Annotated in this window: 23 protein-coding genes; 12 read left to right on the top strand and 11 right to left on the bottom strand. The window is 54.0% G+C overall.

Annotated elements, in window-relative coordinates:
• Nucleotides 1-11 precede the first annotated feature (11 nt).
• Both rpmB and radC read right to left on the bottom strand, forming a co-directional pair.
• Nucleotides 12-248: a 50S ribosomal protein L28 gene (gene rpmB, locus AAIE02_RS14400; protein ID WP_008457442.1), complete on the bottom strand. Its 237-nt coding sequence runs from the start codon at nucleotides 246-248 to the stop codon at nucleotides 12-14.
• A gap of 214 nt (nucleotides 249-462) precedes the next feature.
• On the bottom strand, nucleotides 463-1,140 hold the full coding sequence (gene radC / locus AAIE02_RS14395) for a RadC family protein (protein WP_498532810.1): 678 nt from the start codon (nucleotides 1,138-1,140) through the stop codon (nucleotides 463-465).
• A 165-nt stretch (nucleotides 1,141-1,305) separates the two neighbouring features.
• Between radC and coaBC the strand changes: the two genes are divergently transcribed.
• The 3 genes from coaBC (at nucleotide 1,306) to slmA (ending at nucleotide 3,670) form a co-directional block, all read left to right on the top strand.
• Nucleotides 1,306-2,517 carry a bifunctional phosphopantothenoylcysteine decarboxylase/phosphopantothenate--cysteine ligase CoaBC gene (coaBC, locus tag AAIE02_RS14390; RefSeq protein WP_205246591.1) on the top strand — a complete coding sequence of 404 codons (1,212 nt, stop codon included), beginning with the start codon at nucleotides 1,306-1,308 and terminating at the stop codon, nucleotides 2,515-2,517.
• The gene (gene dut, locus AAIE02_RS14385; protein WP_034808728.1) at nucleotides 2,495-2,953 is read left to right on the top strand and encodes a dUTP diphosphatase; all 459 of its coding nucleotides are present in this window, start codon (nucleotides 2,495-2,497) and stop codon (nucleotides 2,951-2,953) included. The genes coaBC and dut overlap by 23 nt, the downstream gene beginning before the upstream one ends.
• Before the next feature lie 120 nt (nucleotides 2,954-3,073).
• A complete protein-coding gene (slmA, locus tag AAIE02_RS14380) occupies nucleotides 3,074-3,670 on the top strand; it encodes a nucleoid occlusion factor SlmA (RefSeq protein WP_008457430.1) in 597 nt (198 codons plus the stop codon).
• A gap of 37 nt (nucleotides 3,671-3,707) precedes the next feature.
• Here the strand turns inward: slmA and pyrE are convergent, their stop codons facing one another.
• Complete coding sequence (pyrE, locus tag AAIE02_RS14375; protein WP_008457428.1) at nucleotides 3,708-4,349, bottom strand: orotate phosphoribosyltransferase; 642 nt, start codon at nucleotides 4,347-4,349, stop codon at nucleotides 3,708-3,710.
• A gap of 65 nt (nucleotides 4,350-4,414) precedes the next feature.
• Nucleotides 4,415-5,131 (bottom strand): ribonuclease PH, encoded by a 717-nt coding sequence (gene rph / locus AAIE02_RS14370; protein ID WP_008457427.1) that lies wholly within the window; start codon nucleotides 5,129-5,131, stop codon nucleotides 4,415-4,417.
• A gap of 125 nt (nucleotides 5,132-5,256) precedes the next feature.
• On the opposite strand from rph, the gene AAIE02_RS14365 reads away from it, so the two are divergent.
• Nucleotides 5,257-6,120: a YicC/YloC family endoribonuclease gene (locus AAIE02_RS14365; protein ID WP_498532809.1), complete on the top strand. Its 864-nt coding sequence runs from the start codon at nucleotides 5,257-5,259 to the stop codon at nucleotides 6,118-6,120.
• A gap of 45 nt (nucleotides 6,121-6,165) precedes the next feature.
• Here the strand turns inward: AAIE02_RS14365 and AAIE02_RS14360 are convergent, their stop codons facing one another.
• Nucleotides 6,166-6,555 carry a hypothetical protein gene (locus AAIE02_RS14360; RefSeq protein WP_498532808.1) on the bottom strand — a complete coding sequence of 130 codons (390 nt, stop codon included), beginning with the start codon at nucleotides 6,553-6,555 and terminating at the stop codon, nucleotides 6,166-6,168.
• Nucleotides 6,556-6,741: 186 nt separating this feature from the next.
• On the opposite strand from AAIE02_RS14360, the gene AAIE02_RS14355 reads away from it, so the two are divergent.
• Entirely contained in the window at nucleotides 6,742-7,359 is a 618-nt protein-coding gene (locus tag AAIE02_RS14355; protein WP_008457422.1) for a trimeric intracellular cation channel family protein, read from the top strand.
• On the opposite strand, the gene ligB is transcribed toward AAIE02_RS14355, so the two are convergent.
• Nucleotides 7,353-9,044: an NAD-dependent DNA ligase LigB gene (gene ligB, locus AAIE02_RS14350; protein WP_498532807.1), complete on the bottom strand. Its 1,692-nt coding sequence runs from the start codon at nucleotides 9,042-9,044 to the stop codon at nucleotides 7,353-7,355. The genes AAIE02_RS14355 and ligB overlap by 7 nt on opposite strands.
• Before the next feature lie 257 nt (nucleotides 9,045-9,301).
• Between ligB and gmk the strand changes: the two genes are divergently transcribed.
• The 5 genes from gmk to recG are packed head-to-tail and all read left to right on the top strand — an operon-like array spanning nucleotide 9,302 to nucleotide 15,173.
• Nucleotides 9,302-9,925 (top strand): guanylate kinase, encoded by a 624-nt coding sequence (gmk, locus tag AAIE02_RS14345; RefSeq protein ID WP_008457418.1) that lies wholly within the window; start codon nucleotides 9,302-9,304, stop codon nucleotides 9,923-9,925.
• A gap of 54 nt (nucleotides 9,926-9,979) precedes the next feature.
• On the top strand, nucleotides 9,980-10,255 hold the full coding sequence (gene rpoZ, locus AAIE02_RS14340; RefSeq protein WP_008457417.1) for a DNA-directed RNA polymerase subunit omega: 276 nt from the start codon (nucleotides 9,980-9,982) through the stop codon (nucleotides 10,253-10,255).
• A gap of 18 nt (nucleotides 10,256-10,273) precedes the next feature.
• A complete protein-coding gene (spoT, locus tag AAIE02_RS14335) occupies nucleotides 10,274-12,394 on the top strand; it encodes a bifunctional GTP diphosphokinase/guanosine-3',5'-bis pyrophosphate 3'-pyrophosphohydrolase (protein WP_166995804.1) in 2,121 nt (706 codons plus the stop codon).
• A 4-nt stretch (nucleotides 12,395-12,398) separates the two neighbouring features.
• Nucleotides 12,399-13,088, top strand: a complete 690-nt coding sequence (trmH, locus tag AAIE02_RS14330; protein WP_008457409.1) for a tRNA (guanosine(18)-2'-O)-methyltransferase TrmH — start codon at nucleotides 12,399-12,401, stop codon at nucleotides 13,086-13,088.
• Nucleotides 13,089-13,091: 3 nt separating this feature from the next.
• Complete coding sequence (gene recG, locus AAIE02_RS14325) at nucleotides 13,092-15,173, top strand: ATP-dependent DNA helicase RecG (RefSeq protein WP_498532806.1); 2,082 nt, start codon at nucleotides 13,092-13,094, stop codon at nucleotides 15,171-15,173.
• Here recG and gltS read toward each other — a convergent pair.
• Complete coding sequence (gltS, locus tag AAIE02_RS14320) at nucleotides 15,170-16,372, bottom strand: sodium/glutamate symporter (protein WP_213716157.1); 1,203 nt, start codon at nucleotides 16,370-16,372, stop codon at nucleotides 15,170-15,172. The genes recG and gltS overlap by 4 nt on opposite strands.
• 228 nt (nucleotides 16,373-16,600) lie before the next feature.
• On the opposite strand from gltS, the gene AAIE02_RS14315 reads away from it, so the two are divergent.
• Complete coding sequence (locus tag AAIE02_RS14315) at nucleotides 16,601-17,992, top strand: nucleobase:cation symporter-2 family protein (protein ID WP_008457403.1); 1,392 nt, start codon at nucleotides 16,601-16,603, stop codon at nucleotides 17,990-17,992.
• A 122-nt stretch (nucleotides 17,993-18,114) separates the two neighbouring features.
• Nucleotides 18,115-19,797 (top strand): AsmA family protein, encoded by a 1,683-nt coding sequence (locus tag AAIE02_RS14310; RefSeq protein WP_498532805.1) that lies wholly within the window; start codon nucleotides 18,115-18,117, stop codon nucleotides 19,795-19,797.
• Nucleotides 19,798-19,810: 13 nt separating this feature from the next.
• On the opposite strand, the gene fabY is transcribed toward AAIE02_RS14310, so the two are convergent.
• Genes fabY through yihX form a run of 4 tightly spaced genes read right to left on the bottom strand, consistent with a single transcriptional unit; the run spans nucleotide 19,811 to nucleotide 22,689 of the window.
• Complete coding sequence (fabY, locus tag AAIE02_RS14305; RefSeq protein ID WP_008457400.1) at nucleotides 19,811-20,752, bottom strand: fatty acid biosynthesis protein FabY; 942 nt, start codon at nucleotides 20,750-20,752, stop codon at nucleotides 19,811-19,813.
• Between the two features lie 37 nt (nucleotides 20,753-20,789).
• Entirely contained in the window at nucleotides 20,790-21,227 is a 438-nt protein-coding gene (dtd, locus tag AAIE02_RS14300) for a D-aminoacyl-tRNA deacylase (RefSeq protein WP_336983460.1), read from the bottom strand.
• Nucleotides 21,224-22,096 (bottom strand): virulence factor BrkB family protein, encoded by an 873-nt coding sequence (locus AAIE02_RS14295; protein ID WP_008457398.1) that lies wholly within the window; start codon nucleotides 22,094-22,096, stop codon nucleotides 21,224-21,226. The genes dtd and AAIE02_RS14295 overlap by 4 nt, the downstream gene beginning before the upstream one ends.
• Entirely contained in the window at nucleotides 22,093-22,689 is a 597-nt protein-coding gene (gene yihX, locus AAIE02_RS14290) for a glucose-1-phosphatase (RefSeq protein ID WP_166995819.1), read from the bottom strand. Before yihX ends, AAIE02_RS14295 begins: the two co-directional genes overlap by 4 nt.
• Between the last annotated feature and the right edge of the window lie 123 nt (nucleotides 22,690-22,812).

Below are 22,812 nucleotides of genomic sequence, written 5' to 3'. Positions count from 1 at the left end.
CCTCTAAGTACTTAGTACTTTTCGCCACGGGCACGCAGTTCGGACAGAACTGTATCGATGCCTTTCTTATCGATTACACGCATACCTTTAGCAGATACACGCAGGGTGACAAAACGCTTCTCGCTCTCAACCCAGAAACGGTGAGAGTGCAGGTTCGGCAGGAAACGGCGTTTAGTCGCGTTCAGTGCGTGGGAACGGTTATTACCGGTCGCCGGACGCTTGCCAGTAACTTGGCAGACTCGGGACATGTCTATTCTCCAAAAATCAAATTAGCTCGAGCTTCGTATAGGGTTAGGCGCCTCGTCAGGCTGCAAGCCTGGTCCCTGGCGGTTCAATGTGAACCACAGTGCCAGGCGCATAATGCCAAACCCGAGATTCTCAAAGGTGGCGTAGTATACGCTGTGTGAGGCATGTGCTCAAGTCCCGAACAGACAAAGATCCCAATGGATCGCGCCTGATGGCTTAAATCCACCCTCGTTCAGCGAAAGAAACGTATTCTCCGTGACCAATAACCAGATGATCAAGCACTCGAATTTCCATAAACAGGCAAACTTTCACGATGCGTTCCGTAATAGCCCGGTCTGCTTTACTGGGTTCGGCCTTACCTGACGGGTGGTTGTGCGCCAGTATAATGGCACCGGCGTTGCATTTCATCGCTTCACGGACAATTTCTCTCGGGTGAACTTCAACGTGACTTAGCGTTCCGGCAAACAACCGCTCACATTTAATAACCTGATGCTGATTATTCAAAAACAGCACCATAAAGATTTCACGCTGCTCGGTCGTCAACTGACTCTGCACATACTCCCGCACCTTTCCAGGCGTAAGCAATGAGAGTTCTTTGATACCCTGAGACGAGTAATAACGCCTCGCCAGCTCGGCAATCGCGTTTAGTTGAGTGTATTTCGCTTCACCAATCCCCTTCACGCCCTTGAAATGGGAAAAATCTGCCGACAACAAGCGGTGCAGGGAACCAAACTCACGCAGCAGCATATTGGCAAAAACCAAAACGTGCATTCCCTGGTGGCCCGTACGTAAAAAGAGCGCAAGCAGCTCAGTATCGGTGAGAGCACCCACACCGAATTGCAGCAGCTTTTCCCTGGGTAAATACGCGTTTTCAATCTCATTATCCCTGTCCATCGCACCTCTCCCTCTCTTAACACTCTCATGATGCGGCCTTTTTTATTATCAGGCGATGAGCGGGTTTTGGTCTTGCGTAGTGCCTCGCAAACTGCAAAAAGTCGCCTGCCAGGGATTGTGATAAAATGGCCATTCGACTGTGACTTCCAACGGATAAAAATCATGATGGGACTTTCCGGCAAGAAAATTGTTCTTGGTGTGAGCGGCGGTATTGCTGCCTATAAAACACCTGAGCTGGTTCGTCGTCTGCGCGATCGCGGAGCGGATGTACGAGTGGTAATGACCGAGGCGGCGAAGGCCTTCATCACGCCACTAAGTTTGCAAGCAGTGTCCGGTTATCCTGTGTCCGACAGTTTGCTAGACCCCGCAGCAGAAGCCGCCATGGGCCACATCGAACTCGGCAAATGGGCAGATTTAGTGATACTCGCACCTGCGACAGCAGACCTGATTGCGCGCGTGACTGCAGGCATGGCAAACGACCTGGTCAGCACTATTTGCCTGGCAACCGCCGCACCGGTTGCCGTTGTTCCGGCAATGAACCAACAAATGTTCCGCGCGGCCGCCACTCAACATAATTTGGACGTGCTAAGCGCTCGTGGTCTCCTGATTTGGGGCCCGGATAGCGGAAGCCAGGCCTGCGGCGATACTGGACCAGGCCGAATGTTAGATCCGCTAACGCTGGTTGATATGGCCGTTGAACATTTCTCCGTAGTCAAAGATCTGCAACATCTGAACGTCATGATTACCGCCGGCCCAACGCGCGAACGCCTGGATCCCGTCAGATACATTACTAACGACAGCTCAGGAAAGATGGGGTTTTCTATAGCCGCCGCAGCGGCAGCTCGCGGGGCAAACGTAACCCTGATTTCAGGCCCGGTAAATCTGCCTACTCCGGCATGGGTCAACCGCATTGACGTCACTACGGCGCTGGAAATGAATGAAGTGGTCCAAAAACGCGTCACCGGGCAGCATATATTCATTGGCTGTGCCGCCGTTGCCGACTATCGAGCAGCCGTGGTTGCTGACGAGAAAATTAAAAAGCAAGGCGATGAAATTACGCTAAAAATGGTCAAAAACCCGGATGTTGTTGCGGGTGTTGCGGCGCTTTCTGAAGGACGTCCCTATGTAGTAGGGTTTGCCGCCGAAACAAATAATGTGGAAGAATACGCCCGGAAAAAGCGTGCCGCTAAAAACCTGGATCTGATCTGCGCTAATGACGTATCTCAGAATAATCAAGGGTTTAATAGCGATAATAACGCATTGCACCTTTTCTGGCAGGAGGGAGACAAAGTCTTACCGCTTGAGCGTAAAGCACTCCTTGGCCACCTTTTACTGGACGAGATCGTTACCCGCTATGATGAAAAAAATCGACGTTAAAATTCTGGACCCGCGAGTTGGTCAGCAATTCCCGTTACCAACTTACGCCACCTCCGGCTCTGCCGGTCTTGACCTGCGCGCTTGCCTGGATGACGCCGTAGAACTTGCACCTGGTGCAACAACGCTGCTGCCAACCGGCCTGGCTATTCACATTGCTGACGCCTCTCTGGCAGCGGTCATCCTGCCTCGTTCCGGCCTGGGCCACAAACACGGTGTTGTGCTGGGTAACCTGGTGGGGCTGATTGACTCCGATTATCAAGGCCAGCTGATGGTTTCTGTCTGGAACCGCGGCCAGGACAGCTTCACCATTCAGCCCGGCGAACGCATTGCGCAGATGGTCTTTGTACCTGTTGTGCAGGCAGAATTTAACCTGGTTGAAGATTTTGACGCCAGCGACCGTGGCGAAGGCGGATTTGGTCATTCAGGCCGCCAGTAATACCGTTTTATCAACGTAACCCTACCGCGTAGATAACGTTAAAACAGACCGCAAACCAAGCGTTTGTGGGCGCGGTTCGGTGCTTACCTGACAAGGTATTTTTCAGGGGTATTTTAGAACATGGCAGAAAAACAGACCGCGAAAAGGAATCGTCGCGAGGAAATACTTCAGTCTCTGGCCCAAATGCTCGAATCCAGCGACGGCAGCCAACGCATTACGACCGCTAAACTAGCGGCAACCGTTGGCGTGTCCGAAGCCGCACTTTATCGGCATTTTCCCAGCAAAATGAAAATGTTCGATAGCCTGATTGAGTTTATCGAAGATAGCCTGATTACCCGCATTAACCTGATTCTAAAAGATGAAAAAGACACGCTGGCCCGCCTGCGGTTGATCGTACTTTTGGTGTTGGGTTTTGGTGAACGGAACCCAGGTCTGACGCGTATCCTCACCGGGCACGCGCTGATGTTTGAGCAGGATCGCCTGCAGGATCGCATCAACCAGCTTTTTGAACGCATTGAGGTTCAGCTGCGCCAGGTCATGCGTGAAAAAAAAATGCGCGAAGGCGAAGGGTTTAGCACCGATGAATCCTTGCTGGCGAGCCAGCTACTGGCTTTCTGTGAAGGAATGCTGTCACGATTTGTGAGAAGTGATTTCCGCTATCTGCCTACGGATGATTTTGATACCCGCTGGCCGCTCATTGCTGCTCAGCTTTACTAGTCAATAAGGGCCGGAAGGCCCTTATTGATTTTCCGACTTAGACGCCGAACTCTTCGCGATATTTACGCACTGCAGCCAGCTTGTCCGCCATTTCTGGCTTCTCTTCCAGGTAAGAAATCAGGTCTTTGAGCGTGATGATCGAAATGACTTTGCACTGATAGTCGCGCTCAACTTCCTGAATGGCGGAGATATCCGCACGGCCACGCTCCTGTCGGTCAAGAGAAATAAGCACCCCGGCAAGGCTCGCACCGTTCGCGGCAATGATCTCCATTGACTCACGAATAGCGGTCCCAGCCGTTATCACGTCGTCCACCAGCATAACGCGGCCCTGAAGCGCACTACCCACCAAATTACCGCCTTCGCCATGATCTTTCGCTTCTTTGCGATTAAAGCAGTAAGGCACATCGCGCTCGTGGTGCTCAGCCAGTGCCACCGCGGTCGTTGTCGCGATAGGAATGCCTTTATAGGCCGGGCCAAAGAGCAGATCAAAATCGATGCCGGAGTCCATCAGAGCGGCAGCATAGAAACGCCCTAATAACGCCAGATCGCGCCCGGTATTAAACAGCCCGGCGTTGAAGAAATAGGGGCTAGTGCGCCCGGATTTCAGCGTGAATTCGCCAAACTTGAGTACCTGTTTGTTAAGCGCAAACTCAATAAACTGGCGCTGATACGGTTTCATGGATTTGCTCCTTAGCATTGTGACACAGACATAAAAAAAGCGACTTCTCAGTCGCTTTTAAAAAATTAATTTTCTAACGCCGCCTTCTGCGACGCGATGATGGAATCAATGCCCCCTCGAGCCAACGCCAGTAGCGCCAGTAACTCTTCGTGGGAGAACGGCTCACCTTCCGCAGTACCCTGCACCTCAATCATGCGCCCGTCTTCCATCATGACAACATTCATGTCGGTTTCGGCTGCCGAGTCTTCGACATATTCCAGATCGCAGAGAGCTTCACCGTTGACGATACCAACGGAAACCGCCGCAACCATCCCTTTCATAGGATTAGTTTTCAGTTTGCCAGAAGCGACCAGACCGTTTAACGCATCGGCCAGCGCTACACAGGCACCGGTGATGGACGCGGTGCGAGTGCCGCCGTCGGCCTGCAGAACGTCGCAGTCCAGGGTGATGGTGAATTCACCCAATGCTTTTAGGTCCACCGCTGCGCGTAGTGAACGGGCGATGAGACGTTGAATCTCGAGAGTACGGCCACCTTGTTTGCCTTTTGCCGCTTCACGGGCATTACGGCTATGGGTTGCACGCGGCAGCATGCCGTATTCAGCGGTGATCCAGCCCTGACCCTGGCCTTTCAGAAAGCGAGGCACGCCTTCTTCAAGGGTCGCGGTGCACAACACTTTGGTATCACCGAACTCGACAAGCACGGAACCTTCAGCGTGTTTAGTGTAATGACGGGTCAGGGTAACTGGGCGCACTTGTTCGGCGCTACGACCTGATGGACGCATGGGCTTTTCTCCGGCTAAAACGAATGTGGCTGCGCATTATACGGACTTCAGGCGCTTATTCCTATCCTGCAAGACCCCTGATGGCTATAATCCCCCCATACATTAGCTGAAAACGGGTACGTACTATGATCCGCAGTATGACCGCCTACGCCCGGCGTGAAGTAAAAGGTGAATGGGGCTCCGCCTCCTGGGAATTACGCTCGGTAAACCAGCGCTATCTCGAAACGTATATCCGCATGCCGGAACAGTTCCGCAGTCTTGAGCCTGTTGCTCGTGAGCGCATTCGCAACCGCCTCACCCGCGGCAAAATTGAGTGCAACCTGCGCTTTGAGCCCGATGCCCGTTCACAAGGATCGCTGATTCTTAATGAAAAGCTGGCTAAGCAGCTGGTTGAGGCCGCTAACTGGGTCAAAATGCAAAGCGATGAAGGTGAAATCAACCCGGTTGATATTCTACGCTGGCCAGGCGTGATGGCCGCTCAGGAGCAGGATCTTGATGCGATTACCGCTGAAATCCTTTCCGCTCTTGATGGCGCCCTGGACGACTTTATTGTTGCCCGTGAAACCGAAGGTCAGGCCCTGAAAGGGATGATTGAACAACGCCTGGAAGGCGTCAGCGCCGAAGTGGTTAAAGTCCGTGCTCAAATGCCAGAAGTAGTGAAATGGCAGCGCGAGCGCCTGGTTAACAAGCTGGAAGAGGCCGAAGTTCAGCTTGAGAACAACCGCCTTGAACAAGAACTGGTGCTGATGGCACAGCGCATTGACGTCGCGGAAGAGCTGGACCGTCTGGAAGCCCACGTCAAAGAGACCTACAACATCCTGAAAAAGAAAGAAGCCGTTGGTCGTCGCCTCGACTTTATGATGCAGGAGTTTAACCGCGAGTCGAATACTCTGGCCTCCAAGTCTATCAATGCCGACGTGACCAATTCAGCTATCGAGCTGAAAGTCCTGATCGAGCAGATGCGCGAACAGATTCAGAATATCGAATAGCGTGACATAAGCCTGCGTTCAGCAGGCTTTTTCTTTTGATGCGTACTAGGTATACGCCAATAGCTGCTCCGCAGTGATAAGCCCCATCTTTTCAAGCTGAATAGCTACCGCTCTCGGAGAACGTTCAAACTCATCCCCCAGGGTTTCGATAGCGCCAGTTTGCTCAAATCGCTCTGCAAGAATCAGTTTCTCTTCTTCGGCCCAGGGAAAGTGAGACTTAGCCGGACGTCCTTCGGCAAGGTTACGCTGCTGTCTCTCCTCAGGGGTTAGCCTGGGCTTTTTCTGTTTTTCCGGGCTCACCGACAGCTCCTCAGCCAGGGCAAACAGCGCTCTTATCGCTTCCGGCTTATTGGCTGTTGATTTAGCGCCAAGCACCTCTCCAGTTTCTGGATTGACGCCATTTGCTAGCGCTTTTAACATCGCCGATATTTTCATTGCGCCTCCTTAAATACTTCTACTAATCCATTTAATTTGAAAAGAACCTGACAACACCCAAATATAAAGGAAAAATTTTATATTTTGGATAAATAAAACTAATCTATATTCATTCAGCTTAGAAAATCTCAATCGTGACATAGTGCACAAAACGTTACCCTCTGCCGGTATTCTGAGGGGACAACTATGCTGCTACACATTCTTTATTTGATTGGTATTACGGCGGAAGCCATGACCGGGGCACTGGCAGCCGGGCGTCGTCGCATGGATACGTTTGGCGTCATTATTATCGCCACTGCCACGGCGCTGGGCGGTGGTTCTGTCCGCGATATTCTACTGGGCCACTATCCCCTCGGCTGGGTGAAACACCCTGAGTACGTAGTGATTGTTGCCGTTGCGGCAGTACTCACAACCATCATGGCTCCCGTAATGCCGCACCTACGCAAACTCTTTTTGGTACTGGATGCGCTGGGTCTCGTTGTCTTTTCTATTATCGGTGCGCAGGTTGCTTTGGATATGGGCGAAGGCCCAATCATTGCGACCATTGCCGCCGTTGTCACCGGCGTCTTTGGCGGTGTGCTAAGAGATATGTTCTGCAAACGAATTCCCCTCGTGTTCCAGAAAGAACTGTACGCTGGTATCGCCTTTGCTTCAGCCGTGCTGTATATCGCGCTGCAGCACTACGTCAGCAGCCATGACGTCGTGGTTATAGCAACCTTATTATTCGGCTTTAGCTCTCGGCTACTGGCACTGCGCCTGCGGCTTGGTCTACCTGTATTCCATTACAAACACGCCGATCACTGATGACCAAAACCCGGGATGTTATGCTGGCCAAGGAAGGCGGCCAGGGCAATCACCTGTGGATGCTTCATAAAATCGACTAACTGGCTTGCCCGCTTAGCCCCCACTCCGGGTAAAGTTTGCCATCGGGATTGATCCCAGTCGCCAAGCTGCTGCCAGTGCTTGTCTTTAAGAACGGCATGCGAACTTCGCGGCAGCGGCATCCCTAAGGCCAATACCCAGCGGATAAACGGCTGTTTTCGGGACAGAGAAAACTGATGCCATAACAGTTCGGCTTTTTTCACTGAAATTCCCGGTAAACCAGACAGAATTGTCTTGTTCAAATCCAGCCATGAAAAAACGTGCTGAAAGCGTGACGTCATGTGTAGATGGCGCCAGGTGCTTTGACTAACGCCATCCAAATCCAGAACTTGCTTTTGGCTCATCTCCGTCAGACGGGCAATGAATTGTTCTGCGCATTCAGATGAAGCATAAAGGCAAGTCACCGGTGTAAAAGCCACCATTTCCGGTATGGATGTGTCTCGCTGACTGACGCGCCAGACGACTTCGTCCATCCGAGGTATTCCCTGTCCCGCCAGACTTATTTTTACTTTATCACCGGCCACAACATCCCATTCCTGCCAGCGCTTTAGTGAACCGATATTCACTCGTCGAACACGTTTATCGTCGAGCTGAACCTCTTCCAATTCAAGCACGACGGACACCTTACCCGTTCGCCCTACGGCAAAATCAACGTTATGGACCACGGCGATTTGCTCAGCAGGAGGATATTTCCACGCGATGGCCCACTCCCCCTGCCCCGGCTGCCAGAATTTAGCCTCGGGTTCACGTTCCTGACGAATCACAATGCCATCCGTGACAAAGGGAAGAGACTGGCGAAACCACCCCTCACGTAAGCGGGCAATTTCATCAATGTTTGTTACAGGCCGGGACCATAGAGCCGTCAGAGAAAACCCGGCATCACGCAATATACTGCCTTTTTCAGCATGGCTTTTGGGGCCATCTGGCCATGCCCAGATAAAAATGCCCAGCGCGTCTGGATCGCTAACCGCCCCGGTACGAAGCATTTCCCCGGCAACTTTAGATCTCGCATTCACACCTCCAGCCAGGCTTTGAATATGGCCTTCCCGTTTCAGGAAAAGCTCGCCTTGCAGCACGCTGTTCGCAAGAGGTCCGGCAAGATGAAGGGGTATGGCATCAATACCGGCAGCTTTATGCGTCCAGTCCTCTCCTTTAATGCCATTGCCACGGCTTAGCATTTTCACCAGCCGCCCTTGTTGATAGACCAGTGTGATAGCCACCCCATCTACTTTGGGCTGTACCCATAAGTTCTGTCGGCCTGCAGCCCATAGCTCGACTGCACGTTTATCCGGTAACTTTTTCAGCCCTGTATGCGCAACAGGATGAGACGAGTTTCCTGCTGCTCCCATCCTTGCAGACTCTGCCTCTTGCCCCTGTTTAATGCAGCGCCTCCAGACAGACAGTGTCTCCTTTAAGTCATCGTAAACGGCATCGCTCACCAAACTTTTTCCCCGCTGGTAATAGGCGTCATCCCAGAGGGATAGCTGGTGCGTAAGGCGTTCAATCTCCTTCTGTGTTCTGACATCAGACCATGCTGGACACGATGCCATTACCGTTGATGAAACCCCCAGTAAAATGACAAAAACTGCTAACGCGACCCCTTTCATACCACCCTCCATTTCCTTTCTCCGGGGAGGTATAACCGTGTCCAGCATCAATCGCGAGCATGAAAGATCCTGCGTACGAGATACGTCCCTAAAAACTAATCTCGTTGCATCGAGAATGACAAAAAGGTGGAAAACATCGCGTAAAACACGAGAAAAAACGCACCTGGCAATGACAAAACCTACGTACTGGGGCAGCGGTGTGTATAATATGCCGGTAGACGCTCTTCCCTTTATGCATACCGATTAAGTTAGAACTCATGGCTCAAGGCACGCTTTATATTGTTTCCGCTCCAAGTGGCGCGGGTAAATCCAGCCTCATCCAGGCTTTGTTAAAGACGCAACCGCTGTATGACACCCAGGTTTCCATCTCGCACACCACTCGCGGTGAACGCCCAGGTGAAAATCACGGGGAACATTACTTCTTTGTCAGCAAAGACGAATTCCAGCAGATGATCGCTGAAGACGCTTTTCTTGAGCACGCGGAAGTATTTGGTAACTACTACGGTACATCCCGCCAGGCGATCGAAAATGTGCTGGCGACCGGCGTAGATGTGTTTTTAGATATCGACTGGCAGGGTGCAGAGCAAATTCGTAAGAAAATGCCGCAATCCCGCAGTATCTTTATTCTGCCGCCGTCAAAAGACGAGCTGGACCGGCGCCTGCGTGGTCGCGGTCAGGATAGCGAAGAGGTGATTGCAAAACGCATGGCGCAAGCCGTTGCAGAAATGAGTCACTATGCGGAGTATGATTACCTTATCGTTAATGATGACTTCGACACTGCCCTGTCTGATTTAAAGATAATCATTCGTGCCGAGCGTCTACGAATGGGTCGCCAAAAGATGCGACATGACGCTTTAATCAGCAAACTATTGGCAGACTGACACCAGTTTCAGTATCATGCCCAGTCATTTCTTCACCTGTGGAGCATTTTAATTATGGCACGCGTAACCGTTCAGGACGCTGTAGAGAAAATTGGTAACCGTTTTGACCTGGTACTTGTGGCCGCGCGTCGCGCTCGTCAGATGCAGGTTGGCGGTAAAGATCCGCTGGTACCGGAAGAAAACGATAAAACGACCGTTATCGCACTGCGTGAAATCGAAGAAGGGTTGATCACCAACCAGATTCTCGATGTTCGTGAGCGCCAGGAACAGCAAGAGCAGGAAGCCGCAGAACTGCAGGCCGTGACTGCTATTGCTGAAGGTCGTCGTTAATTAGCCTGCGGGTAGCCCTTGTATCTGTTTGAAAGCCTGAATCAGCTGATTCAAAACTATCTGCCAGAGGAGCAAATTAAGCGCCTCCGGCAGGCATACCTTGTCGCACGTGATGCTCACGAGGGACAAACACGTTCAAGTGGTGAACCCTATATCACCCATCCCGTCGCCGTTGCCTGTATCCTGGCCGAGATGAAACTCGACCATGAAACGCTAATGGCAGCGCTTCTGCATGACGTGATTGAAGACACCCCGGCCACCTACCAGGATATGGAACAGCTGTTTGGCAAAAGCGTTGCCGAACTGGTGGAAGGGGTTTCTAAGCTAGATAAACTGAAGTTCCGCGATAAGAAAGAGGCTCAGGCCGAAAACTTCCGCAAAATGATCATGGCGATGGTGCAGGATATTCGCGTCATTTTGATCAAGCTTGCCGACCGCACGCACAATATGCGCACACTTGGGTCATTGCGCCCAGATAAACGCCGCCGTATTGCCCGTGAAACCCTCGAAATTTATAGCCCACTCGCTCACCGCCTCGGTATTCATCACCTGAAAACCGAACTGGAAGAGCTTGGCTTTGAAGCGCTTTATCCGAACCGCTACCGCGTCATTAAAGAAGTGGTTAAAGCGGCGCGAGGTAACCGCAAAGAGATGATTCAAAAAATCCTCTCTGAAATCGACGGGCGTCTTCAGGAGGCAGGCATTGCCTGCCGCGTTAGCGGTCGCGAAAAGCACCTTTACTCCATTTACTGCAAGATGACGCTCAAAGAACAGCGTTTCCATTCGATCATGGATATCTACGCGTTTCGCGTCATTGTCCATGACATGGATACCTGCTATCGCGTCCTCGGGCAGATGCACAGCCTCTATAAACCTCGTCCAGGGCGGGTGAAAGACTATATCGCCATCCCGAAAGCGAACGGCTATCAGTCCCTGCACACCTCAATGATTGGGCCGCACGGCGTCCCGGTTGAAGTGCAAATCCGTACTGAAGACATGGATCAGATGGCGGAAATGGGGGTTGCTGCGCACTGGGCTTATAAAGAGCAAGGCGAAAGCAGCACGACGGCACAAATCCGCGCTCAGCGCTGGATGCAAAGCCTGCTGGAGCTGCAGCAAAGTGCCGGTAGTTCATTTGAATTCATCGAGAGCGTAAAATCCGATCTGTTCCCGGATGAGATTTACGTTTTCACCCCGGAAGGCCGCATTGTAGAGCTGCCCGCAGGCGCAACGCCGGTGGACTTCGCCTACGCGGTACATACCGATATCGGTCACGCCTGCGTAGGCGCTCGCGTCGATCGCCAGCCTTACCCGCTTTCACAGTCGTTGACCAGCGGGCAGACTATCGAAATCATCACCGCACCCGGGGCGCGTCCAAACGCCGCATGGCTTAATTTTGTTGTCAGTTCCAAAGCTCGCGCCAAAATTCGCCAAATGCTGAAAAATCTGAAGCGTGATGATTCCGTCAGTTTAGGGCGTCGCCTGCTCAACCATGCGCTCGGTGGCAGCCGTAAACTGGCTGAAATTCCTGCCGAAAATCTCCAGCGTGAACTGGACCGCATGAAGCTTGCGTCACTTGACGACCTGCTGGCCGAAATTGGCCTCGGGAACGCAATGAGCGTCGTCGTGGCGAAAAACCTGCAAGGGGAATCACCGGTTGCTGCTCAGTCAGGCACAGCGCCTTCAGCAAATCACAGCAACTTGCCAATCAAAGGTGCAGACGGCGTTCTGATTACCTTTGCCAAGTGCTGCCGCCCAATTCCGGGAGATCCTATCGTCGCTCACGTCAGCCCAGGTAAAGGGCTGGTTATCCACCATGAGTCTTGTCGAAACATTCGTGGCTACCAGAAAGAGCCCGAGAAGTTTATGGCCGTGGAATGGGATAAAGAGATCGAGCAAGAGTTTATCACCGAGATCAAGGTGGACATGTTTAACCACCAGGGTGCGCTGGCAAACCTGACCGCGGCAATAAACACTGCGGGCTCTAACATCCAGAGCCTGAACACCGAAGAGAAAGACGGCCGCGTATACAGCGCCTTCATTCGCCTGACAGCCCGGGATCGCGTCCATCTGGCGAACATCATGCGCAAGATTCGCGTGATGCCGGATGTGATTAAAGTGACCCGCAACAGAAACTAGAGTTATGAATCCTCAACGTTATGCGCGTATTTGCGAGATGCTCGCCAGACGCCAGCCGGACCTGACCGTTTGTATGGAGCAGGTGCACAAGCCCCATAACGTCTCCGCCATCATCCGTACCGCCGACGCCGTAGGCGTGCATGAAGTGCACGCCGTTTGGCCAGGAAGCCGTATGCGCACCATGGCGTCTTCCGCCGCAGGAAGTAATTCCTGGGTTCAAGTCAAAACACACAAAACTATCGGCGAAGCCGTCCGGCAGCTCAAAAGCGGCGGCATGCAAATTCTGGCGACTCATCTTTCCGATAAAGCCGTCGACTTCCGTGAGATAGATTACACTCGCCCCACCTGCATTCTGATGGGTCAGGAAAAAACCGGCATTACCGAAGAGGCGCTCGCGCTTGCCGATCAGGACATCATTATTCCTATGATCGGTATGGTGCAATCCCTGAACGTGTCCGTCGCCTCGGCGCTGATTTTGTACGAAGCCCAGCGCCAGCGCCAAAACGCAGGCATGTATCAGCGTGAAAACAGTACGTTACCGGAAGCTGAGCAGCAGAGACTGCTGTTTGAAGGTGGCTATCCTGTGCTGGCGAACGTTTCCCGCCGGAAAGGCTTACCGTACCCACATGTGAATCAGCAGGGTGAGATAGAAGCTGATGCCGCATGGTGGGCCACGATGCAGTCGGCGAAATAAGCCATGAAAGGCCGCCTGCTGGATGCCATACCGCTAAGCACGCTTGCCGGAGTAGGCGCCAGCCAGAGCGGAAAGCTGGCCAAAATAGGCCTGCATACCATCCAGGATCTGCTGCTGCACCTGCCGCTTCGCTACGAAGACCGTACCCATCTTTACCCCATTAACGACCTTCAGGCGGGCCTGTACGCCACGGTGGAAGGCGAAGTGCTGAACAGCAATATCACCTTCGGCGGACGCCGGATGATGACCTGCCAGATTAGCGACGGCACCGGCATTCTCACGATGCGTTTTTTCAATTTCAACGCCGCGATGAAAAACAGCCTTTCTGCCGGCAAGCGCGTGCTCGCCTACGGTGAAGCCAAACGTGGCAAATACGGTGCCGAGATGTTCCACCCTGAATACCGCATTCAGGGCGACCTCAGTACGCCGGATCTGCAGGAAACGCTCACGCCGGTTTACCCGACGACCGAGGGAATCCGCCAGGCCACGCTACGTAAGTTGACCGATCAGGCACTCGAGCTGCTGGATACCTGCGCAATTACCGAACTTCTGCCCGCAGAACTGAGTCAGGGCATGATGAGCCTGCCGGAGGCATTACGCACCTTGCACAGGCCGCCGCCGGACATGAAACTGGCCGATCTGGAAACCGGTAAACATCCGGCTCAGCAGAGATTAATCCTCGAAGAGCTACTTGCCCATAATCTGAGTATGCTGGCGCTACGAGCCGGGGCACAGCGCTACCATGCGCTACCGCTGGTTAATCACGACGCACTAAAAAACCAGTTACTTGCTGCCCTGCCCTTTAGTCCTACCGGGGCTCAGGAACGAGTCGTCGCAGAAATAGAACGAGATATGGCGCTGGACGTACCTATGATGCGTCTGGTGCAGGGCGACGTAGGTTCCGGTAAAACGCTGGTTGCTGCCCTGGCAGCCCTTCGTGCTATCGCACACGGTAAGCAGGTTGGCCTGATGGCCCCCACAGAATTGCTGGCTGAGCAACACGCCAATAACTTCCGTCAGTGGTTTGAACCATTAGGTATCGAGGTAGGCTGGCTGGCCGGGAAGCAAAAAGGCAAAGCCCGGATTGCGCAACAGGAAGCCATTGCCAGCGGCCAGGTTTCGATGGTGGTTGGCACTCACGCTATTTTCCAGGAGCAGGTTCAGTTTGCCGGGCTGGCGCTGGTTATCATTGATGAGCAGCACCGTTTTGGCGTGCATCAACGCCTGGCGCTGTGGGAAAAAGGTCAGATTCAGGGCTTCCATCCTCATCAACTGATCATGACCGCAACGCCGATTCCACGCACGCTGGCGATGACTGCCTATGCTGACCTCGATACCTCAGTCATCGATGAATTGCCGCCGGGACGAACGCCAGTCACTACAGTGGCAATAGCGGACACCCGCCGCAGCGAGATAATTGAGCGAGTACGCAACGCCTGCCGCGACGAAAAACGTCAGGCATACTGGGTTTGTACGCTGATTGAAGAGTCTGAACTGCTGGAAGCCCAGGCTGCGGAAGTGACCTGGGAAGAGCTAAAAACCGCCCTCCCGGAGCTTAACGTTGGTCTGGTACACGGGCGCATGAAGCCACAGGAAAAACAGGCGGTAATGCAGGCCTTCAAGCAGGGCGAACTGCATCTTCTGGTCGCCACCACGGTGATTGAAGTCGGCGTGGATGTGCCCAACGCCAGCCTGATGATCATCGAAAATCCTGAGCGTTTAGGGCTTGCGCAACTCCACCAGCTCCGCGGCCGTGTTGGCCGTGGCGCCGTAGCCTCTCACTGCGTGCTGCTGTATAAATCCCCGCTATCCAAAACGGCACAGCTTCGCCTGCAGGTGCTGAGAGACAGTAATGATGGTTTTGTGATTGCGCAAAAAGACCTGGAGATCCGCGGGCCTGGCGAGCTGCTAGGAACTCGCCAGACGGGTAACGCAGAATTCAAAGTGGCCGATCTGCTGCGGGACCAGGGAATGATCCCGCAGGTTCAGCGCCTGGCGCGCCATATCCACGAACGCTATCCTGAACAGGCTAAGGCGCTTATAGAACGCTGGATGCCGGAAACCGAGCGTTACTCCAACGCTTAAGCAAACAGCGGTAGCATCAGGAACAGCTTGATCACCACCGCATTCACGATGTCGATAAAGAACGCCCCCACCATCGGCACCACCAAAAATGCCATATGCGACGGACCAAATCGCTCGGTAATCGCCTGCATATTAGCTATCGCCGTCGGTGTGGCGCCCATGCCAAAACCACAGTGACCGGCGGCCAGCACCGCCGCATCGTAGTTTTTGCCCATCAAACGCCAGGTAACAAAGATAGCGTACAGCGCCATAAACAACGTTTGTACGGCCAGAATAGCCAGCATCGGTAACGCCAGAGAGGCCAGTTCCCAAAGTTTAAGGCTCATTAACGCCATCGCCAGGAACAGCGAAAGGCTGACGTTGCCCAGTACGGAAACCGCCCGTTCGAAGACACGATAGAAGCCCACGGCCGCGAGCAAATTACTGAGAATCACGCCAATAAACAGCACGCAGACAAACGTCGGCAGCTCAAAAGGTGTGCCCTGCAATAACCCAGCAACGACACGCCCCACCGTCAGGCAGATAGCAATCAGGGCGATGGTTTCAATCATCACCAAAGAGGTAATGACCCGCCCGACATCTGGCTTTTCAAACGCGCCGGGGATCTCGTTGTCTTCAGGCGCACCATTCGGCGTAGACGAATGTTTAACCAGGTAGCGGGCAACCGGGCCACCAATTAAACCGCCCAGCACCAGGCCAAAAGTCGCACAGGCCATAGCGACTTCCGTCGCATTCTGGAAACCATAGCGTTCGGTAAAGAGTTTGCCCCAGGCTGCACCGGTACCGTGCCCGCCGGACAACGTTATCGAACCTGCCAGCAGCCCCATCAGCGGATCGAGCCCCAACATGCTGGCCATACCGATGCCAATGGCGTTCTGCATGACCAGTAGCCCAACGACGATAAACAGGAAAATCCCCACCACTTTCCCGCCTTTGCGCAAACTGGCGATATTCGCATTCAGGCCGATTGTGGCGAAGAAAGCGAGCATCAAAGGATCTTTGAGGCTCATATCAAACTCAATTTCCCAGCCCATGCTCTTTTTCAGGACAAGCAGGGCTATCGCCACCAGCAGCCCACCGGCCACGGGTTCAGGAATAGTGTATTTTTTGAGGAAAGGGACTGAGTGGACCATTTTACGCCCCAGAAGCAGCACTAACGTGGCGGCCACCAGGGTAGAAAGGGTATCAAGATGAAACATTGCAGGGCTCCTTTTATTGCGCATCCATCATTCGCGCTTAATTATCCTTCGCTGTTATTTCCTTCATGGATGAAATCAGCCGGCGCATTTTAACCAAAAAATGCGCCTTCGTTATAACTAATGCTCAATTTATGACATTTCGCTCTTATCCCATCAGGCTAGCAATCGTTTGCTTTTGCCGTTCAGTCCGTTAAAATCAGCGCTTTTCCAGCCATGAGATCGTCACTGATGTCCGTGAATGCCGTAGAGTCAGATAATGCGCAACCGGTTGCGCAGACTCGCCCGAGCGAACTAATTTATCGCCTTGAAGACCGCCCGCCGCTGCCACAAACCCTTTTTGCCGCCTGCCAACACCTGCTGGCGATGTTTGTGGCTGTGATTACACCGGCATTGTTAATTTGCCAGGCGTTGGGGTTACCGGCATCGGACACACAGCACATTATCAGCATGTCTTTGTTTGCCTCTGGCGTGGCTTCGATTATTCAAATCAAAGCCTGGGGGCCAGTAGGTTCAGGTTTGCTGTCGATTCAGGGCACCAGCTTTAACTTTGTCTCTCCGCTGATTATGGGCGGCATGGCGCTGAAAAATGGCGGTGCGGACGTGCCGACGATGATGGCGGCACTCTTTGGCACGCTGATGCTTGCCAGCTGCACGGAAATGCTGATTTCACGAGTGCTACATCTTGCTCGTCGTATCATCACTCCTCTGGTTTCCGGCGTGGTGGTCATGATTATCGGTCTGTCCCTGATTCAGGTTGGGCTGACCTCTATCGGCGGTGGCTATGGCGCCATGGCCGATCACACTTTCGGCGCACCGAAAAATCTGCTGCTGGCAGGCGCAGTTCTGCTGGTGATTATCCTGCTGAACCGCCAGCGTAATCCGTACCTGCGCGTCGCATCCCTGGTCATCGCGATGGCCGTGGGCTATCTGCTCGCCTGGGCTCTGGACATGCTGCCAGCCACGACTCAGGCCGCGAACACCGACCTCATCATGGTTCCTACGCCACTGTATTACGGACTTGGCATCGACTGGAGCCTGCTGATCCCGCTGATGCTGGTGTTTATGGTGACTTCGCTGGAAACCATCGGCGACATCACCGCCACCTCCGACGTCTCTGAACAGCCTGTTTCCGGCCCGCTGTACATGAAACGCCTGAAGGGCGGCGTGCTGGCTAATGGTCTGAATTCCTGCGTTTCTGCCGTGTTCAATACTTTCCCTAACTCCTGCTTTGGTCAGAACAACGGGGTTATTCAATTGACCGGCGTTGCCAGCCGCTATGTGGGCTTTGTTGTCGCCCTGATGCTGATCGTGCTGGGCCTGTTCCCGGCAGTAAGCGGCTTTGTACAGCATATTCCTGAACCTGTTCTCGGCGGCGCAACGATTGTGATGTTCGGCACCATTGCCGCTTCCGGGGTGCGTATCGTCTCCCGCGAGCCGCTGAACCGCCGCGCGATTATGATCATCGCCCTGTCGCTCGCCGTTGGCCTTGGCGTATCCCAGCAGCCACTGATCCTTCAGTTCGCGCCTGACTGGCTGAAAACCCTACTCTCTTCGGGCATTGCTGCCGGTGGGATCACGGCCATCGTGCTGAACCTGATTTTCCCGCCAGAAAAAGAATAATCCTCTCACGCGCCGGCAATGATTTTTTGCCGGCGCGAAATCTCCTTTGACAATCCCCTCCTTGAGCTACAGCGGTAAATCGGGCATAACACCCTTAGCGAAACTGAAAGGGGTGGAAGGCAATGAAATTCCTCGGAAAGCTGGTTCTTATCCTGTTGGGCCTTGTGATACTGGCGCTGGTTGCCTTTTACATCCTGCTGCAAACCCGCTGGGGCGCGGGCCAAATCAGCAGTTGGGTGAATGAAAAAACGAGCTACCACCTCTCTTTCAATGAGATGGCGCATGACTGGTCTTCGCCCACCCATCTGGTGTTCCATAACGTTACTTTTGGCCGCACCGGCCAGCCCGCTACTCTGGTCGCGAAGAGCGTGGATATTGGCCTGAGCACGCGCCAGTTTTCTCAGCCTCTCTATGTCGACACTATTTTGCTCCAGCAAGGGACGTTAAATCTCAGCGCAAATGCGGTTCCACTCCCGCTTGAGGCAGATAAGCTGCAGTTGCATGATATGGCGATTAACAGCCCGGATAGCGAGTGGAATCTCAGCGCCCAGCGCGTTGAAGGCGGCGTGGCCCCCTGGCTGCCGCAGGCCGGAAAAGTGCTGGGTAACAAGGCCACTATCGCTTTCAGCGCAGGTTCTCTGACGCTCAACGGGATTAACGCCAGCAACGTCCTGCTGCAAGGGACGCTGGATAATGAACAGGTCACGCTGACCACTATCGGGGCGGACGTTGCTCGCGGCTCGCTGACGGGTAATGCCCACCGCAACGCCGACGGCTCATGGCAGGTGGGCAGCCTGCGCCTCAATGACATTCGCCTTCAAACGGCAAAATCACTCACCGATTTTCTTGCGCCAGTAACATCTGTTCCCTCGTTAACTATCGATCGCCTTGAAATAACCGATGCACGACTGGAAGGGAAAGAGTGGGCGGTAAGCGACCTTGCCCTTAGCCTGCGGAATCTGTCGCTGGCGAACGGGGGATGGCAAAGCGATGACGGCCAGCTGTCGATGAACGCCAGCGAATTCATTAACGGTTCGCTGCATTTGCAGGATCCGATCGTGAACGTCGATTTTGCCCCGGCAGGTGCCACGCTCCGGCAATTTAGTTCGCGCTGGGAGGGCGGCCTGGTTCGAGCTTCCGGGCAATGGTTGCGCGACGGTAATCAAGCGGTGATGGATGAAGTGGTCGTAGGCGGGCTGGAATACACACTCCCGTCCAACTGGAAGGCCCTGTGGATGGAGAAACTGCCTGACTGGTTGAACAGCGTTACGGTGAAAAAGTTTTCGGCAAACCGTAATCTGGTTATCGATATCGACCCGAACTGGCCATTCCAGCTCACCGGGCTGGATGGCACCGCCACGAATATCCAGCTGGCACGAGATCATCAGTGGGGTATTTGGTCCGGCAATGCCTCGTTTAATGCCGCGGCGGCCACCTTTAACCGCATTGACGTGCGGCGCCCGTCGCTGTCGCTGACGGCGAACCAGAGCCAGATCGCGATCACGGAGCTAAGTGCGTTCGCGGGTGAAGGCTTACTGGAAGCCAGGGCAAACGTAAGCCAGACGCCTCTGCGTGCGGTGAGCGTTAGCCTGAAGGGCCAGAGCGTGCCGGTGAATGTGTTACACGCCTGGGGCTGGCCCGCTCTGCCGCTCGAGGGGAACGGAAATCTGCAGCTTTCGGCGACCGGGCAGGTGGCCGCAGGTACTGCGCTGAAGCCCACCGTAAATGGCACCTTGCAGGCCACCAGCGCCAGTGGGCAACAGATTCAGCAGACTATGCGCCACGGAGATGTGCCCGGCGCGTAGCTTGTATCCTAACCTATTCCTCTTCGTTTCCGCCCTCTTCCAGAGGGCCGAACGGCTTAGCTGGCAGCACCAGATAGACGCCTTCAAACACCGCGCCGGGCGTGTCATTGCCGTAAAGCTCGACTTCAAGCGCTACGCGAGCTTTGCGGCCCCGGGCCAGCCTGTCGAGATCGCCACTCAGCGACCCCAGGTCAGCCGTAGCCCCCGGTTTTCCGGTGATCGGTTTGCTATAACGGATATGGGCATCGGCCAGAATAATCGTCCCGCCGAGATGCCGCTCACGCAGCATCAGCCAGATAAGCCCCCAGCCGGTTAACGTGGCCAGCGAGAACAAACTCCCCGCAAAAAGCGTGTGGTGCGGGTTTTGGTTGCCCGTTTCCGGCATCGTGGTGATAAATTTTTGCCCAGTGTACTGCTGAATACGCACGCCCATTTTCTCGCTCAGCGGAATATGTTCGTACCAGGCCTGTTGAAGCTGTCCGCACCAGTCGCCCCGATGCAAGATGTCATCAAGCGTAGCGACCGGCTTAATCATCAGGAAGTGGCGTACCGGCGTGGTTTGCGGGGTGGTGATTTCCCCTTGATTCACAAAGCCAAGCTTTGCAAAAAATGGAACGGCATCTTCACGTGCGCTACAGGTCACGCGCTTAACGCCTTCCTGGCGCGCCACGGACTCCAGCGCCATCGCCACCAGCGTCCCTAAGCCTTTATCCTGAACCGACGGGTGCACCGCCATAAAGCGAATCGCGGCTTCGTTATCGGCGTTGATATAGAGGCGGCCCACGGCAACGGTATTGCCCTCTTCATCGACCACCATCTGATGATGCGCCATTGCATCCCAGGCATCGCGCTCGGAACCTTTTGGCTGATGCAGCGGTTTGCGCAACATTTCCCAGCGGAACTGGTAATAACGATCTAGTTCTTCTTCTGTTTGTGGCACACGAAGGTGATACATACATTGTTCTCTCGTTGCGCGAGCCGGATGGCGAGGGTTACACCTGCAGCCAGAACGTCACCGGCCCGTCATTAATTAGCGAAACCTGCATATCGGCGGCGAAACGCCCGGTTGGGGCGTCGATACCTTGTTGTTTGCAGCGCTCGACAAAATATTCATAAAGGGTTTCAGCCTGCTGTGGCGCTGCGCCACCGGAGAAGCTCGGACGCATCCCGCGTTCCGTGTCCGCCGCCAGCGTAAATTGAGACACTACCAGCAGGCTGCCGCCCGCCTGCTGGACGTTCAGGTTCATCTTGCCCTGCTCGTCGCTGAAAATTCGATACCCTAATACACGCTCGCACAGGCGATTGGCTTTCTGTTCGTTATCTTCTTTTTCGACACCCAGCAACACCAAAAGTCCGGGACCAATTTCACCCGTCACTTCACCCTCCACGGTGACGCTGGCACGGGTAACGCGCTGAATTAATGCAATCATTGTTCTTCCAGTTCTTCCTGCTCTGCAGCCTGTCGCAATTTACGGTAGTCGCCCAACGAAGCGGTGATTTCCGCCCCCAGCAACACGATACACCAGGTCCAGTAGACCCAGACAAATAATATGGGGATCACCGCCAGCACGCCGTAAATCAGCTGGTAAGAGGGGAACATGGTGATATAGAGGGCAAATCCCTTCTTACCCAGTTCAAACAGCAGCGCGGCAACCAGCGAGCCTATCATGGCGTCCTTTGCCCGCACGCTGGTCGTCGGCACCAGGCTGTAGAGCAGCCAGAACGCAAGCCAGGACAGCAGCAGAGGAAAAATACGCAGGACTTCATCAAGCATGCTGTTGAGTTCTGAGGCCCAGCGTAGAGAAAGGAGGTAAGAGCTTATCGCCAGGCTGGCCCCGGCCAGCAGCGGCCCGAGCGTCAGGATCATCCAGTAAATGGCAAAGGAGTACACCTTTGGCCTCGCGCGCTTACTGCGCCAGATAGTGTTCAACGCGCTATCTACCGCATACATCAGCAGCAGCGAGGTGACGATCAGACCAATGGCCCCCACCGCCGTCATTCTGTTGGAGTTAGCGACAAACTGTTCGATGTAACGCTGAATTACATCGCCAGTGGCGGGCATAAAATTGGCAAAAATGAAGTGGCGCAGCTGAACGCTGATATCGGCAAACATCGGGAAGGCGGCAAACAGCGCAAAGACAACCGCCACCAGCGGCACCAGAGACAGCAATGACACATAGGCAAGGTTACCCGCCAGGGTCGTCATGTTGTCCTGGTCGATACGCTGCCACAGCAGTTTGCCCCAGGCCCAGAGAGGCCTGAGGCGATGCACAGTTTTACGGGGCACGCTTTTAATCATCCCTGTTTAGCAAACCAGTCGGGGATAGTCTGCTTGTCGATCACCTGAATGCTGGTGATGCCCAACGCTCGTGCACCGTGAATATTGTCGGCATTATCATCGAAGAATACGGCCTGATCGGCAGAGAAGCCTTCTTCCTCTAGCACCTTAAGGTAGATTTCCGCGTCCGGCTTGCGCATCCCCATTTCCTGGGAGAGGTAGATTTTATCGGCCGACTGCGCCACTTCCGGGTATTCATCAGGCCAGAAACCCGTATGCAGGCGGTTGGTGTTGGAAAGCACCACCACGCGATGCCCCTGCTCGCGCAGCTTCTGCATGACGCCAATGGTCTCTTTGCGCAGGCCAATGAAAATCGCCTGCCAGCCCGCGGCAAACTGCTCGTAGCTCAGCGCCACGTCCATCTCGTGGCATAAGCGTTCGGCAAACACTTCGTCCGTTATCTGCCCACGTTCATGCTGATGGAAGGTTTCTCCCATCGCGAAACTTTTCTGCAGGTTGGCTAACGGCACCCGGCTGTAATCGCTCCAGACGCCGAGCACGCGATTAAAGTCGATATCAACGATGACGTTACCTAAATCAAAGATATACAGCATGCGCACCTCCTTTCCGACATGGAGAAATAACTGTAGCGGGAAAGGCTGACTTTGACTATCAGAGGAAGGCGAGGTTGCGCATTCTAAGGCAGAAATAAAAAAGCCCCGCCTTTACAGGCAGGG

This window comes from Cedecea sp. Ae19-4 (assembly GCF_059801165.1).
Note: the sequence above shows the minus strand (reverse complement) of the source record. Positions and strands in the feature narration are given on the sequence as shown.